The sequence below is a fragment of the Novosphingobium sp. BL-A-28-Hi1-0D genome (assembly GCF_055521755.1).
The window spans coordinates 27573-42451 of sequence record NZ_JBVFVV010000002.1 but is presented as its reverse complement, the minus strand read 5'-3'; the positions used below and the strand labels follow the sequence as shown (position 1 = coordinate 42451).

The window sequence follows — 14879 nt, the reverse complement described above, 5'->3', positions numbered from 1 at the left end:
CCCGGCCCCTCTCCCTGTTGCAACTCGATCAGAAGTTTACGCCAAGCTCCAGGCCATAAGTGCGGCCGCGTTCGTAGCTGCCGGTGAACAGCAGCACCGGCGCGCCGAAGCTGATGAAGCGCTTGTCGAAGATGTTGTCCCCGAACACCGAGAGCGAGACTTTCGCGCCGCCCAAGGGAAGGTCGGCCACGCCGAGGCGGCCGTTGACCAGCCAGAAGGCTGGCTGCTTGTTGCGGTCCTCGAGCGCGGGCTGGCCGGTGAGGATGTTGCGCAGCGGGGTGGAGGTGAGGAAGTAGGTGCTGCGGTAACGGCCTTCGAGCAGCGCCGTGACATGGCCGCCATTGCTGGTGAAATCAGGCGAGTTGTAGGTCGCGGCGGCGCGGCCGGTCCACTTCGAGAAGTAGGTCGGGCGGGCGAAGGCGGCGACGTCCTGCCCGTTGAGGATGAAGGTGTCGTAATCGAAATCGGTGTAGGACACGCTGCCCGACAGGTTGAGGCCAGCGACCGGAACGACATCGAGTTCGGCTTCGAAGCCCTTGATCTTGGCCTTGCCCGCGTTGTCGAAGAACTGCCGCCCGTTGATGAAGTTCTGGGTCTGCAGATCCTTGTAGTCGTTGTAGTACCCCGCGACGTTGAGGCGCACCTTGTTGTCGAGGAACTGGGTCTTGGCACCGACTTCGTAGCTGGTCATGTTTTCCGGGCGATAGGGGATGCCCGAGAGGATGCCGCCCGAGACGTAGCCGGTGGCGATCTTGGCGAAGATCATGGTCTGGTCATTCGGACGCCAGGTGGCGATGCCGGTGTAGGTGAGCTTCTTGTAGGTCTGCTTGTAGGTGCCGACGCCAAGCGAGCCGCCCTGCGCGCCGGAAATGGCCTTGATCTGCAATTCGCGGTCGTCGATCGTGCCGCGCAGGCCGCCGGTCAGCTCGAACTGGTCGGACAGTTTCCAGGTGAGCTGGGCATAGCCGGCCATCGAATCGTTCACGCCGACGGTGCGGGTGATGCCGCTGCCGAAGATCGCGTCGAACGGGCTGGGCACGATCGTCGCGCTGGGCGTGGGCGAAAGGATGCCGAGCACTTCGGTGCCAGGCGAGCGTTCGTTGAAGTAGAACAGACCGGCAGTGAGCTGGTAGTTGTCGCCCGAGAGCTGGAACTGCAGTTCCTGGCTGAACTGTTCCTGGTTGGTGGCGCGGGCCGAGAGCAGCGGGAAGAAATAGTCGTTGGGACCGGGCACGTTGGCCGGGTTGAACAGGATGCCCTGGATCTGCTGCGGGGTGAGGCCGGGGGTGAGGAACGCGCCCAGCTGCTGGAAGGTGAAGCGCATGCCGCCTGCCGAGCCGAGATCGAAGATCACCGGGTCCTGCCGGAACTTGCGATAGGCGCTGATCGACTTGACGGTGAAGTTGTCGCTGGCTTCGAGCGACAGGGTCAGGCTGTGGCCCTGCGTGACGATATGCTCCTCGCTGGTCGCAGCGGCGACCGAGGAGAGCGGACCGTTGAGCCCTTCGTTGGTGGTGCCGCCGAAGAAGGGTTGCAGCGAGACGATGGGAGCAAGCAGCTGGCCCGAGGCATCGGGGATCACGCCGAGGCTCTGCATCGCGCGGCCCGAGGAGCGGGTGTCGGTATAGTCGAAGCGGTAATCGGCGGTCAGTGCGCCGAACTCGCCGCGAATGGCGACCTGCCCGCCATCGACGTTGCGATAGCCGAGCTTGTTGACGAAGCGCTGCGTGCCGAATTCGGGCGCGCGCAGGGCGATGTTGAGGCCCTTGCCGCCCATGGTGTTGGTGACGTCGCCGGCGATCTGGTCGTGCAGGTAGGACAGGCGGATCGAGAACGGGCCGATCTGCGGCAGGTCGAGCGAGATCTTGCCGCGGAAGGCATCGTAGTTGCCATAGGAGCCGGTGGCGCGCACGCCCCATTCGCCCTTCGGCGCGGCGGTGACGATGCTGATCGCGCCCGAGGTGGCGTTGCGGCCGAACAGCGTGCCCTGCGGCCCGCGCAGGACTTCGACGCGCTGGATGTCGGAGAAATCGAGCAGCGAACCGACCGCGCGGCCGATGTAGACGCCGTCGATATACATGCCGACCTTGGGGTCGACCGAGTTGGACGAGGTGCCCGAGGCCACGCCGCGAATGATGATCGTGGGGTTGGACTGCTGCCCCTGCGTGTTGAACTGGAGGCTGGGGGCAAGCCCTGCGAGGTTGCGCACACTGGTCACGCGAAGGGCGGCGAGCTGTTCGCTGCCGATGGCGGTGACGGCCACGGGAACCTTCTGCAGGCTTTCCTCGCGGCGCTGCGCGGTGACGATGATTTCCTGGACCGAGGCCGATTGGCCAGTCGCCGGCTGGTCGGTGGCCTGCGGTTCATCTGCCGCAGCCTCTTCGGCGTGCGCCATGGGCGCCAGCGACAGGGCGCTCAGGCCGAGGATCGAACCGCGCAGGAGACGCGTCCGGAAATGCCGTGCTTTCATCATGTCTCTCCCTCCGTTGTGTTGTCGTTCTTCGTGTCGCCCGGGCTTTTGCCGTGGCGGCAATGCAAAGGGGCGGCAGAGCGCATCGCGCCCGCCGCCCCGGTATTCAGTCTGGTGGTCCGGAAATGATCGGACTGGCCTTCATTCGGCAGCTTCCATCATCGGCACGCCGTAGTTGGGATCGTCCTCGTTGCAGAGGCGGTTGGTGTCGTCCCAGCGGCTGTCGATCACGGGCGTGATGTTCAGCTCGCGGCGGATGTCCTCGATCTGGACGTCGGCATATTCGCGCCAGTCGACCAGCATCAGCGGGTACTTCCAGTTGCGGCCCTGCTGCGCGCCGATGAACTCTGCCTCGAGGTTCACGACCATCGCTTCGGGATAGAACAGCGCGTCCTTCATCGTCGTCTTGGCCTTGAGGTAGTAGGCGATGCGGCTGAAGAAGTTCGACAGTTCCGGGTGGAAGTAGAGCGCCTTGGCGTGCATGTTGGCCGAGAGCAGTGCGATCTCGCCGCCGTGATTGGGGCCGAAGCCGGTGATCATGTGCTCGATATCGTGCGAAAGCGCGGTCTGGCGCAGGTAGTAGGTGAAATCGTTGACGACCTGGATTTCCTGGAAGAACAGGTCGAGCTGGTAGCCCGAGTTCACCATGAAATCGTGGATCTTTGCGCCCAGCGTGCCCGGAGCGCAGCCCTTGGTTTCCTCGATCGTGAAGTTCGACAGGCTCTTGCGGTCAAGCCAGCGCTTGAACAGCGGCAAGCGCGCCTTTTCCATCTCGAACAGTTCGATGATGCGGGGCATGTCCTCGAGATCGTGGAGGATCTGCGCGACTTCGGGGATGTAGGCGGTGTTCGGCAGGTCAGGCCCGTTGCGGCGCAGCATTTCCTGCGAAATGAGGGCACGCAGACCCGAATGGTTGAGGTACTTCGACGAGCTGACCAGCACCGAGCTCTGCGTCTCGATCTTCTGGATCCGGCCGTTGAAGTAGGCCCGGTCGGCGTCGCCTATCTTCGCTTCGCTCATGGGGACTTCCTTTCCGTTGGCTTTCCGTAAAGTCTTGTTCTGAAAGAGGTATGGGGGCGTCCGGGAGGGAGTGGACGCCCCCAGGTGCGAGGGATCATCTTGGGGGAGTAGCCCTCGCCAAGGGCATTACTCGGCAGCCTCTGCCAGCGCGGCATCGTCGTTGGCGGGCGAGAGGAACTGGCCGGGCATCGCGCCGGTGAAGGCGCCGTTCTCGAAGGTCGGCACGCCGTTCACGAGGGTGAGGCGGGTGGGCATCGCGGCGCGGGTAAAGCGCCAGGTGGTGCCGCCGCGGCCATCGGGCACGTCGTGCGCCTTGACCATTTCGCGGCGCTGGATCTCGTCCATGTTGAACACCGCGATATCGGCGCGCTTGCCCACCGCGATCACGCCGCGATCGTGCAGGTTGAAGTGCCCGGCGAGCTTGCCGGTCATCACGTGGACGGCCTCTTCGAGGGTCAGCTTCTTCTGTTCGCGGACATACTGGGTGAGGAGTAGCGCATTCTCGCCGCCACCGCACAGCATCTGCAGGTGGGCGCCTGCGTCCGAGATGTTGCCGACGGTCCTGGGGTCCTTCATCAGCTCGAGCGTCAGGTCCTCGTCCTTGGGGAAGGGGGCCATGTGGACGGTGGAGCGGGTGCCGTTCTTGAGGATCCAGTCAGCCATCGCATCCGAGCGATGCAGGCCGAGGCTGTCGGCATATTCCTTGAGCGTGATGTTCAGGGGGCCGGTGCCGTTCTCGCTGTCGAGCAGGAACAGCTCCTGCGGGTTCTTGAGCGGGGAGTGATCCCAGGCCTGGGTGTCCCAGCTTTCGCGGGCACGGGCACGCCATGCCGGATCGGCAAGGAGCGCGGCCTTTTTGTGGTGATCGTCCTCGAGCACGACTTCATGCCAGACGTAATCGTTCGACTGCGCGAAGATCAGCGACTTGACGAGGCTGAGCGTCGAGGTGGGCGAGACGTGGGCGTAGCCCGGCCATACGTCGACACCGGCTTCGCGCATCTTGCGCACCGATTCCTGCATCGCGGGCAGGATCGGCTTCTGGAATTCGAGCGTGGGGATGGCGCCTGCGATCTGCACCTTGATCTTGCGGCCGCCGAGCAGCTTGGCAAGCCGTTCGAGGTTGGCAGGGCCGGTCATGCGCATGAAGGTGTCGACGATGACCTGGTAGCAGCATCCGGGGTAGCGCTCCATCACGTCGAACAGGGCTTCGAACTCGGCGTCGCAGGCCTTGAGCGAGGGGACCGGGCGGTTCTGGCCGTCATGGTCGTGCATGTTGTCCGAAAGGCCCAATGCACCTGCGGCCAGTGCATCGTCGAGCAGATCGGCCATCTTGGCGATTTCTTCCGGGGTCGCTTCTCGCTCCCATGCCTCGACGCCCATCGCAGCAAGGCGGATGGCGATGTGGCCGACGTAGGCGGCGAAGTTGAGCGGCGACTTGACGTTGCGTTCGACCGAGGCGCGGTATTCGCTCCAGGTGTTCCAGTCCCATGGCAGGTTCTGCATGAACGGGCCTTCGGGGATGTCCTCGAAGAACGAGAAGATGCCGATCATCTCGCGCTGGGCGGGCATGTACTTGTGCAGCGGGGCGGGCGAGAAACCGCAGTTGCCCATGACCATCGTCGTGGCGCCGTAGCCGGGCAGCGGATCGAGATCGGGCTGCCACCACATCGTGCCGTCATAATGGGTGTGGCTTTCGATGAAGCCGGGGGTGACCTGGCAATCGGTCGCGTCGAACACGCGCTCGCCAGTGGCCTGCAAGTTCTGGCCCACTTCGGCGATCACGCCGTTCTTCACGCGCACATCGGCCTTGAAGGCGGGTGCGCCGGTGCCGTCCACGACGGTGCCGTTCTTGATCAGGATGTCGGACATTGTGTTCTCCCGTTTGGTTCGCCGGACCGACGCGTGCTGCGCAGCATCCGTGCAGAATCTCGCTTGTTGAGTGCAGCATATGCGCAGGCCGTGACTTGCGAAGCGGGGCTCTTGCCAAAAGGATCATCCTGTTATCTAATTCGGATCATGACACGATACGAGCCAACGGCATCCGCGATGATCGCAGCCCTGCGACGCCATTTGCGCAGCGAAGGCTGGACTGTGCTGCGAATCTCCAAAGAGCTTGGCGTGGGCGAGGCGACCGTGAAACGCTGGCTCGCGGGGAAGGGCCTGACCATCGACCGGCTTGAGCGGATGGCGCAGCTATGCGGGCTGGTGCTGGGCGATCTGGCGCGCGAGGCGGAGGAGAGCCCCGGCGATCTGGCGCACGAACTGACGCTGGCGCAGGAAAAGGCACTTTCGACCAATATCTTCCTGTCGTTCCTGTTCATGGCGCTGCTGGGCGGGGTGCCGCCCGATGAAGTGGCGGCGGACTTCAACGTGCCCGCACCTGCGATGGATGCCGCGCTCGACCGGCTGGAGCGGCTGGCGCTGATCGACCGCTTGCGCAGCGGACGCGTGCGGCCGCTGGTCGACCGCGCGCTGGTGTTCCGCAAGCAGCCGCTGCGCGCGCTGTTCGAGGCACACATGAAGCGCACCTTCTTCGAACTCGACTATTCGCAGCCCGAGACGATCTACAGCGCCGAGACGGTCAAGCTATCCCCCGCAGGCGCGGCGCAGCTGGCCGAGCTGATCGAGCGGCACCACGTGGAAGTGCAGGCCCTTGCCGAACGCGACCACCTGGCCCACCCCGCCGCACCGGGCAGCGGGTGGTACGGCATGCTCAGCGTGATGCGCGGGCTGGATATGGAGCCGATGCGGGTGGACGGGATTTCGGCATGGACCGAGGCGCTGGGAGCGGGGGGTGCTAAGGGGCCGGTTTGAGGGGGCCATCGCCCACAGGTCCCATGGTCCCGTCATTCCGGGCTTGACCCGGGATCCCGCTTCTTCTTGTCGAGCGGCGGAGAAGAAAAGCGGGACCCCGGGTCAAGCCCGGGGTGACGGTGGGTGTGGTATCGGTTCTTATCGGCGGAAATCAGGGTGGATCGCTGCCGTTCCGCAGCATAGACTTCAGTCATGCGGTAACTGGAGACGCACCATGCAGCGCGACCGACGATTACTGGCTGCCTTGTTGCTATTCATGGTCGCGCTTTTCGCAGGCATCATTCAGGCGTGGATCGTCAACGCCTATGTCAGATCGGCAGTCACGGGCGGGTGGGAACCATTCGCCGATTTCTTTGGCGTGGACGCTCCGGCCAGAGGCCCGAAGGTCTATTGCATCGACTTCTGCGGACCCCAGCTGCCTTTTACGGCAGGTTGGGTGGCGATCGGCGCTTTCGTCGGTGGCCTAATTATCTTGGCTTTCGCGTGGTGGAAGCCGAAGGCGGAAGTTTAGTCCTCTCCCTTTAGGGCGGGAATCCAGCAAACGACTAGGTCGTCGCTTTGCGACGGCGTCCTTGAATGGACTGGATCCCCGCCTGCGCGGGGATGACGAGGTTCTGGCTTTAGGAATTGACGAAGAGTCAGGGCTGGAGGGGCCTTTACCCCTCCGTCAGTCCTGCGGACTGCCACCTCCCCATTTGCGCTTCGCGAAAACGGGGAGGATCGTGGGCTGCTCAGCCGCCCTTCTCCATGAACACCTTTGCCCGGTCCGCGGCCCAGTTCCGCAGGGCTTCGGTGCGCAGGCGGGCGCCTTCGGGGTCGGCTTCGAGGGGGAGGACGGAATCGACGATTGCGTCGAAATGGGCGCGCAAGCCGTCTTTCGCTTCGGGGTAGGGGATGATGTAGAGCTGGTTGGCCTCGATGCCGCGCTTGACGTGCTGCGCAAGTTCAACGGGGTCCATGCCGTGCTGGTGGATCGAGTGGAGCGAGGCGATCGAGTCCTCGTTTTCGACATAGCCGCTCTGGCCGAACTGGGCGGGGCGCAGGCGGCTGGCTTCGGCGATGTTGGACTTGATGTTGGCGGGGCACAGGACCGAGACGCCGATCTGGTGCTTCTCGAGGCCCTGACGGTAGCTTTCCATCAGGTTGATCACCGCCGCCTTGGCCGCAGAATAGGGCGCGGCAAGGGCGCTGCCCATCAGGCCGCCGAGCGATGAGGTGGTCACAATGTGGCCGGGCTTGCCGCTCCTGATCATGCGCGGCACGAAAGTGACCATGCCGTTGATCACGCCGCCGAGATTGACGCCGATGATCCAGTCGAAATCGTCGTAGCTGGTGTTCTCGACCGGGCCGAAGCTGTTCACGCCGGCGGTGTTGAACAGGAGCGTGGGCGGGGCGCCGAACACGGCTTCGACCTCGTCGGCGGCGCGGGCGTAGGCGGCGCGGTCCATGATGTCGAGCACGAGACCGTGGGCGGTGATGCCCTCGGCGCGCAGGGTGGCGAGGGCCTGCTCGATGGCATCGGCGCGGATGTCGGCGATGACGACTTTTGCGCCTGCGCGGCCAAAGACTTGCGCCTGACCGAGCCCGGCTCCCGAGGCGCCGCCGGTGATGAACGCGATCTGGTTTGCGAAGTCTTGCACGCTGCGGCTCCTCTGCCCTGTTTTGTTAGTAACACTTACAAAAGCAGGGCGGGGAGGGCAAGTCTAGTCCTTGGTGATGTAGCGTTGGCGGTAGCTGGTGAAGGCGTCGCGCACGGTGGCTTCGTCAAGGCCGAAGCGGGCGAGGGAGTAGTCGTGCATCGGGCGCTGTTCGCGCTTGTTGCCGGCCATGAATTCGGCGAGCGCGGCTTCGACCTGATCGTCCACCGGGATGCCGATGTGGGTGAGCACGCGGGTGGCCTGGGCGAGGGGTTCGCGGGCGACTTCGCGGTAGTCGATATCGATGAAGCGGTCCTCGCCGATGCGGGCGCGGGCCTCTTCGAAGCGGTGCATCCATTCGGCGAGGCGAGGGAACCAGAAAGCGCCTACCGCCTCGTCGGAATGGGTGGAGTTGAGCTTGTAGAGCGCGGCTTCCATCGAGACGTAGCTGGGCACGACTTCCAATGGATCGCGGTGGGTCATGACCAGCACCGCCTGGGGGAAGGCCTTGGCGATGACTTCGGTGTAGGGCAGGTTCTGCGGGCTCTTGAGCACCCACTTGCGGCCGCGGCGCGAAGGGTCCTGCCATTGCAGGTACTTGAGGATGATCTTGAGATCCTCGTAGCCCTGCGACTGGTCGTATCCATTGAGCCATGCGGCGAAGTCGGGGACGAAAGTCATCGCCTCGACCATGGTGGTGATGAACAGCTGGCCGAGGATGATGATCTCCTCGTCCGGCGCATCAGGATCGAGCGGGTGGATCGAGGCGAGTTCGGGCGAGAGGTTGAGCCAGCCTTCGATCATCGCTTCGGCATAGGCGCGGCGGGCCTTGGGGTTGCCGGGCTCGTCACCGGGGAGCGGGGCGTAGTTCTGCGCTTCGTACCAGCGGATCGCGGTCATGCCGGGGGCGGAGGCGAGCAGGCGGTGGAAGATGGTGCTGCCGGTGCGCGGCAGGCCAAGGATGATCGCGGCGACTTCGACCTTCTCGTCGAGGATTTCGGGGTGGAGGCGGATGTCCTCGATCATGCGCAGGCGGGAGGCGAGGCCCTTGACGATGGCCTCGGTCTGACCGCCGAAGCCGGCCTCGGTGAGCCGCCCTTGCGCATTGGCGGCGGCGATGTAGCGGTCCATCGGTTCGAAGAACCAGGTGTCGCCGAAGTCGGTCAGGCCGGTGCGTTCGCGCGCTGCGGCAAGCAGAGTTTCGCGGTCGAACCGGAGGGCAGTATCGGTCATTCGGTCTCTCCCGGGGTGCGTAGGAACGCGAGCGTTTCGATACGCATTTTTCGGATTGTTGCCATGAGATGGTGCAAACTGCAAACCAAAAATCGAGACGCAATCATTGGTGAATTCTCATTCAAACAATCGATTTGCGTAAGTTGTCTGACGCCTGTCAACGCAGCACGGCGCTATCGGGTCTCTTGCCCTCGGGCGAAAGGCGTGCCATCTTCGTACGGCACGGTGAGCCCGTTTGAAATTCGCAAATCGCGTATGATTCGGGTGAACGACCACTAAATGCGCTGCCGCAGCCAATCAGAAGCGGCGCACCGGTTACAGGAGTGATGCAGATGGCAACCTCGAAAGAGTATGGCCTGGGTGAGTTCGATTTCCCGCGTGGCTGGTTCATGATCGGCACCTCTGCCGACGCCACGCGCACGCCCGCGCCGATCCGCTATTTCGGCAAGGATCTGGTGATCTATCGCGGCGAGAGCGGCAAGGCCTATGTCGTTGATGCCTATTGCCCGCACATGGGCGCGCATCTGGCGAAGAACAGCACCTCCTATATCGTGCGCGATGGCGAGCATGTCGAAGGGGAGTCGATCCGCTGCCCGTTCCACGGCTGGCGCTATGGCACCGATGGCGCGTGCAATCACATTCCGTACTCGGACTTCATTCCCAAGGCGGCGAAGCTTGGCACATACCCTGTGATCGAGCGCGCCGGGATCGTGTGGATGTGGCATGATCCCGAAGGCCTCGAGCCCGATGTCGAGCTGGCCAACTTTGGTGGCCACTATGGCGAGCCGGGCTGGGTCGAATGGAAGATCGACTATATGGGCGATCTGAACAGCCATGGCATCGAGATCGTCGACAACATGGCCGACTTCGGCCACTTCGTGCCGATCCACGGGGCGACCGACTGGCAGTACTTCGCCAACGAGTTCATGGGGCCGCACCTGCACCAGTACTACAGCGCCGGGCACCGCACGCTGACCGCCAATCCGGAAGACGCGCTGGTGCTCGACACCTGGTATGAAGGTCCTGGCTTCCTCCAGTCCGAGATGGCGGGCACGTTCGACAGCTTCATCATGATCGCCAATACGCCGATCGAGGACGGAGTTTCGCGGTGCTGGCATGCGCTGATGGTCAAGGTCCATGACGGCAGCCGCGAGACGACCAAGGAAGACCGCGAAATGGCGCTGGCCTATCAGGAGGGCAGCCGCCTTGCCTTTGCGCAGGACGTGGAAATCTGGGCGAACAAGCGCGCCTGCATCAACCCGCTGGCGATCCCCAAGGACGGCCCCTACGCCAAGGTGCGCCTGTGGTACCGCCAGTTCTACAACCCGCGCGGGCAAGCGCCCGAGATTCAGGACCGCGTCAACGGGCTGCATGTGACGCTCGACAAGCGGCCGGGCCAGAAGGTCGCCTGAGGGGGAGTCCGGCACGTGCTCTCGCTGCAGGAGATTTCGGACAGGATCGAAATACAGGACCTGTTCGCGCGCTACAGCTTTGCCATCGACGAGCGCGATTTCGACGCGCTCGACACGGTGTTCACGCCCGATGCGCGGATCGACTACACCGAGACGGGTGGTGCCAAGGGCACTTTGCCTGAGATCAAGGCGTGGCTGCCGGTGGCGCTCGAGCGTTTTCCGATGTTCCAGCACATGGTGGCGACGACCAAGCTGGAGCTGGCAGGCGACGAGGCGCGCAGCCGGACGATCCTGTTCAACCCGATGACGCACAGGGCAGAAGACGGGATGGAACAGGTGTTCTTCATCGGGCTCTGGTATCGCGACCGGCTGGTGCGCACGGCCGATGGCTGGCGCATTGCCGAGCGCTACGAGGAGATGGGCTGGACGCACAATGTGCCGCCGATGGGGCCTCCTCCAGAACTCGCCGTGCCGGAGCTTGGGGCGTGAGCGCCAATGCCCACCCCCAACCCCTCCCGCCTGCGGGAGGGGGGTAAAGAGGGTGAGACCTTCCGCTCATCCTGAGCTTGTCGAAGGATGTCGCAGCGGGGTGGGCACCGGCACATGAGAACGAAGAGATAAACGGGAGAGATCATGGGAAAGCTTGAAGGCAAGGTTGCCATCGTCACCGGCGGTGGGCGCGGGATGGGGGCGGCGACGGTTCGGCGCTTCGTGGCCGAGGGTGCGAAAGTGGCGATTGCCGACGTGCTCGAAGCCGAAGGTTCGGCGCTGGCGGCAGAACTGGGCGATGCGGCGCGGTTCTACCGGCTGGACGTGACCAACGAGGAGAACTGGGCTGCGGTCGTCTTGGCGGTCGAGGCCGATCTTGGACCGGTGAGCGTGCTGGTCAACAATGCCGGCATCCTGATGTTCAAGAGCCTGCTTGAGACGACCAAGGCCGATTACGAGCGCGTGCTGGGCGTGAACCTTGTCGGCGAGTTCCTTGGCATCAAGGCGGTGGCGCCGGGGATGATTGCGCGAGGCAAGGGTTCTATCGTCAACGTCTCGTCAGTGGACGGGATGAAGGGGGCGAACAGCCTTGTTGCCTATGCCTCGTCAAAGTGGGGCGTGCGCGGGCTGACCAAGGTGGCGGCGATGGAACTGGGCCACAAGGGCGTGCGGGTGAACTCTGTCCATCCGGGCGGGGTCGATACGGTGATGTCCAACCACAATGCCGCCCCGCGCGAGGAAGTGGACAAGGGCTATGCCAACGTGCCGCTGCAGCGCATCGGCGGCCCTGAGGAAGTGGCGGCGGCCAGTGCTTTCCTGGCGAGCGACGATTCCTCCTACATGCATGGCGCGGAAATCGTGGTCGATGGCGGCATGACCGTGGGCACATACTACATGGGCTTCCCCGGCTCGCCCGGCATGTGAGGCTGCAAGAACAACCATAAGGGCAGAGGAGACAATCGCGATGGCACGGATCGACATTCCCGAGGAAGAGCAGGCCAATCCTTTCGGCTATACGGCAAAGACGCATGCCGTGCCCATCGTCGGCGCGAGCAGCGACTTCGCTGCGGCGGTCTATCGCCATAGCGCGTTGCCCTTGCGGGTGTTCGAAGGCGCCCGGATGCGCACGGCGCAGATCAACGGCTGCATGGTGTGCAAGGACCTTCGCGCCAAGCGCGACGTGCCGCAGCTCTACAGCGTTGCGGGCGATCCGAACCAGAAGCTGGTGACCGACAACGGCCCCGCGCCGGACGAGGTGTTCTATGAAGCGATTGCCGAGTGGCGGACTTCGCCGGTGTTCTCCGAGCGTGAGCGGCTGGCGATCGAATTTGCCGAGCGGTTCGGGACGGAGCCGCAGGCGCTGGCAGGCGACGAGGACTTCTGGGCACGGATGAACGCTGCTTTCACTGATGCCGAGATCGTCGATCTGGCGCACTGCACTGCGGCCTGGGCAGGGCTGGGCCGGGTCGCGCACGTGCTCGGGTTTGATACCGTGTGCCTTGCGGGCCTTGGGCCAAGCAAGGAAGCAGCATGAGCGTGAGCGATGAAAGGCTCGGCGCGCCGGGGACCGGCGTCGTCATTACCGGCGGCGCATCGGGCATCGGCCTGGCCGCGGCCCATGCGCTGGCCGAAGTGGGCCGGCCTGTGGCCTTGTGGGACATCAATGCCGAGGGCGTGACGGCGGCAGCGGCGGAGATCGCTGCGCGCCATGGCGTGACCGCAATCGGGCTGGTGGTGGACTTGCGCAATCCGCAGGCCGTTGCCCCGGCAGCGCATGAGACGCGCGCCGCGCTCGGCAGCGTGGGCGGCATCGTCCACGGCGCGGGCACGGCGGTGCAGACCGGGATCGGCGGTGTGACGCCCGAGAACTTCGATGCCGGGATGGCGCTGCACGTGCGCGCGGTGATCGAGCTGGTTCAGGCCTTCCGTGAGGACCTGAAGGCCCATGCCGGTGGGTCAGTCGTCGCCATTTCCTCGATCAATGCCTGGTTCGGCAACGGGATGATCCCGATCTATACTGCCGCCAAGGGTGCGGTGATCTCGCTGGTGCGGGCGATGGCTGACGAACTTTCGCTCGACGGCATCCGCATCAATGCGCTGAGTCCCGGCATGATCGACACGCCGATCCTTGGCGAGATGCGTGACGGGATGGCGCAGCTTTACGGCCCGCGCATCTTTCTTGGCCGGTTTGGAAAGCCGGAGGAGATCGCAACGGCGATCCGCTTCCTCTTGTCAGACGAGGCCAGCTATATCACTGCGACCGAGATCGTGGTCGATGGCGGCATCCGCCACTCGCAGCGGCCCTGAAGGAGTTTCAAGACAGATGCGTTCGGTAATCGTGACGGGCGGATTCGGCGTGCTGGGCCGCGCGGTGGCGCAAGCGTTCCGCGACAATGGTGACAGGGTGGCGCGGATCGACTTTGTGCCTTCGGCGGCAGACGCCAATCCCGGCGGGCTCGATCTTGGCGGGGTGGACCTGACCGATGCGGCGCAGGCTGCGGCGACGGTCGAGCAGGTCAGGGCGGCGCTGGGCGGCGTGGACGTGCTCGTCAATGTTGCAGGCGGGTTTACCTGGGAGACGGTTGGCAACGAGGCGCCGGGCACCTGGGCGCGGATGTTCGCGATGAACGCGACGACTTGCGTGACGATGACGTCTGCCGCCTTGCCGCTTTTGCGCGCGGCGAAGGGTGCGGCGATCGTCAACATCGGCGCTGGTTCGGCGCTGGTCGCGGGCGCAGGGATGGGGGCCTATGCCGCGTCCAAGCAGGCCGTGCACAAGCTGACCGAGAGCCTTGCCGTGGAACTGGCGGGCACCGATTGCACGGTGAACGCGGTGCTGCCAAGCGTGATCGACACGCCGGTGAATCGCGCCGACATGCCAGATGCCGACTTCTCGCAATGGGTCAGCCCGGAAGCGCTGGCCAAGGTCATCGTGTTTCTTGCCGGGCCTTCGGCGCGGGCAATTTCGGGCGCGCTGATCCCGGTCTCACGCGGGGGCTGATCCGCTCCAGATGATTGCCGCATCGCCGCTCTGGGTCTGCCAGAGCGCGTCGCGGCGGACGATGCGCCAGCATTCGCCGCGCTTTTCCCAGCGGTCGACATATTCGCCATTGCTGTCGAACACTACTCCGCCGCTGTCGGCGGGGCGCTGGTGGCGTGCCTGCACGTAGGCGCAGCTGGTGGCTGCTGCGTGGCCGGGATCGACGCTGACGGTGATGCTGCCGATCAGGTGCTGGCTGGGGCCGCAGACATCGAGGAAGCGGCGCATGTTGGCGGTCAGCGCCTCAAGGCCTGCCTGTTCACCGAGGCCGTAGTCGAACGTCACGTCGGTTGCGAAGACATCGGGCAGCGCGGCCCAGTCCTTGCGGTCGAGCACGCGGGCGAAGCGGGCAAGGCTTTCGCGGATGGCGCGCTCAGCGAGCAGTTCGTCGATTGCGGGGGCAGGTGGTACCGACGGTGTCTCGTCGACCACGAACATGCGCGTTGCGGCGCGGTCGAACACGTTTTCCTCGTCCTCGGCGATGCGGCGGGCCACTTCGGTGTCAGCGGCGCGGGCCAGGAACGCGTCGTAGGTCGCGCGATCGGCGAAGCGCATTTCGGTGACGCTGTCGAAATCGATGGCGGCCACTGCGCTTTCGAACGCGCCAGCACGGTCCACATAGTTGCGGCGATAGTCGGCGATGCCGGGCAGCAGCGAGCGGATCAGCGGTGCGTGGCGGGTTTCGTAGTAGGCGATGAACTCTTCGCGGGTGAGCCCCGGCTTGCGGCGCAACAGCGCGATGGCCTTGATCATGCGGACTCTCC

General features: G+C 64.5%; 14 protein-coding genes. 8 read left to right on the top strand and 6 right to left on the bottom strand.

Annotation, left to right across the window (positions count from 1 at the left end):
- Positions 1-28: 28 nt before the first annotated feature.
- The 3 genes from ACZ1JW_RS17830 to ACZ1JW_RS17820 all read right to left on the bottom strand — a co-directional run bounded on the left by ACZ1JW_RS17830 (position 29) and on the right by ACZ1JW_RS17820 (position 5359).
- A complete protein-coding gene (locus ACZ1JW_RS17830) occupies positions 29-2473 on the bottom strand; it encodes a TonB-dependent receptor (protein ID WP_465126634.1) in 2445 nt (814 codons plus the stop codon).
- A gap of 138 nt (positions 2474-2611) precedes the next feature.
- Entirely contained in the window at positions 2612-3490 is an 879-nt protein-coding gene (locus ACZ1JW_RS17825; protein WP_465126633.1) for a Coq4 family protein, read from the bottom strand.
- 126 nt (positions 3491-3616) lie between these two features.
- Positions 3617-5359 (bottom strand): D-aminoacylase, encoded by a 1743-nt coding sequence (locus ACZ1JW_RS17820; protein ID WP_465142999.1) that lies wholly within the window; start codon positions 5357-5359, stop codon positions 3617-3619.
- Between the two features lie 147 nt (positions 5360-5506).
- Here ACZ1JW_RS17820 and ACZ1JW_RS17815 point away from each other — a divergent pair, with 147 nt between their 5' ends.
- Together ACZ1JW_RS17815 and ACZ1JW_RS17810 are read left to right on the top strand one after the other, a co-directional pair.
- Positions 5507-6304 (top strand): helix-turn-helix domain-containing protein, encoded by a 798-nt coding sequence (locus ACZ1JW_RS17815; RefSeq protein WP_465142998.1) that lies wholly within the window; start codon positions 5507-5509, stop codon positions 6302-6304.
- 214 nt (positions 6305-6518) lie between these two features.
- Entirely contained in the window at positions 6519-6815 is a 297-nt protein-coding gene (locus ACZ1JW_RS17810; RefSeq protein WP_465142997.1) for a hypothetical protein, read from the top strand.
- Positions 6816-7035: 220 nt separating this feature from the next.
- On the opposite strand, the gene ACZ1JW_RS17805 is transcribed toward ACZ1JW_RS17810, so the two are convergent.
- Positions 7036-7944 (bottom strand): SDR family NAD(P)-dependent oxidoreductase, encoded by a 909-nt coding sequence (locus ACZ1JW_RS17805; RefSeq protein WP_465142996.1) that lies wholly within the window; start codon positions 7942-7944, stop codon positions 7036-7038.
- A gap of 63 nt (positions 7945-8007) precedes the next feature.
- Positions 8008-9174 carry a sulfotransferase family protein gene (locus tag ACZ1JW_RS17800; protein ID WP_465142995.1) on the bottom strand — a complete coding sequence of 389 codons (1167 nt, stop codon included), beginning with the start codon at positions 9172-9174 and terminating at the stop codon, positions 8008-8010.
- A gap of 332 nt (positions 9175-9506) precedes the next feature.
- On the opposite strand from ACZ1JW_RS17800, the gene ACZ1JW_RS17795 reads away from it, so the two are divergent.
- From ACZ1JW_RS17795 to ACZ1JW_RS17770, 6 genes are all read left to right on the top strand, one after another.
- The gene (locus ACZ1JW_RS17795) at positions 9507-10586 is read left to right on the top strand and encodes a Rieske 2Fe-2S domain-containing protein (protein WP_465126627.1); all 1080 of its coding nucleotides are present in this window, start codon (positions 9507-9509) and stop codon (positions 10584-10586) included.
- A 15-nt stretch (positions 10587-10601) separates the two neighbouring features.
- Complete coding sequence (locus ACZ1JW_RS17790; protein WP_465142994.1) at positions 10602-11075, top strand: nuclear transport factor 2 family protein; 474 nt, start codon at positions 10602-10604, stop codon at positions 11073-11075.
- Positions 11076-11219: 144 nt separating this feature from the next.
- Positions 11220-11999 (top strand): SDR family NAD(P)-dependent oxidoreductase, encoded by a 780-nt coding sequence (locus ACZ1JW_RS17785; protein ID WP_465142993.1) that lies wholly within the window; start codon positions 11220-11222, stop codon positions 11997-11999.
- A gap of 40 nt (positions 12000-12039) precedes the next feature.
- Positions 12040-12609, top strand: coding sequence for a carboxymuconolactone decarboxylase family protein (locus ACZ1JW_RS17780; RefSeq protein ID WP_465142992.1), 570 nt, complete (start codon positions 12040-12042; stop codon positions 12607-12609).
- Positions 12606-13382, top strand: coding sequence for an SDR family NAD(P)-dependent oxidoreductase (locus ACZ1JW_RS17775; protein WP_465126623.1), 777 nt, complete (start codon positions 12606-12608; stop codon positions 13380-13382). Before ACZ1JW_RS17780 ends, ACZ1JW_RS17775 begins: the two co-directional genes overlap by 4 nt.
- Before the next feature lie 16 nt (positions 13383-13398).
- A complete protein-coding gene (locus ACZ1JW_RS17770) occupies positions 13399-14076 on the top strand; it encodes an SDR family NAD(P)-dependent oxidoreductase (RefSeq protein WP_465142991.1) in 678 nt (225 codons plus the stop codon).
- On the opposite strand, the gene ACZ1JW_RS17765 is transcribed toward ACZ1JW_RS17770, so the two are convergent.
- Positions 14062-14868: a nuclear transport factor 2 family protein gene (locus tag ACZ1JW_RS17765; protein ID WP_465142990.1), complete on the bottom strand. Its 807-nt coding sequence runs from the start codon at positions 14866-14868 to the stop codon at positions 14062-14064. The two genes, ACZ1JW_RS17770 and ACZ1JW_RS17765, sit on opposite strands and share 15 nt — an antisense overlap.
- Positions 14869-14879: the final 11 nt, after the last annotated feature.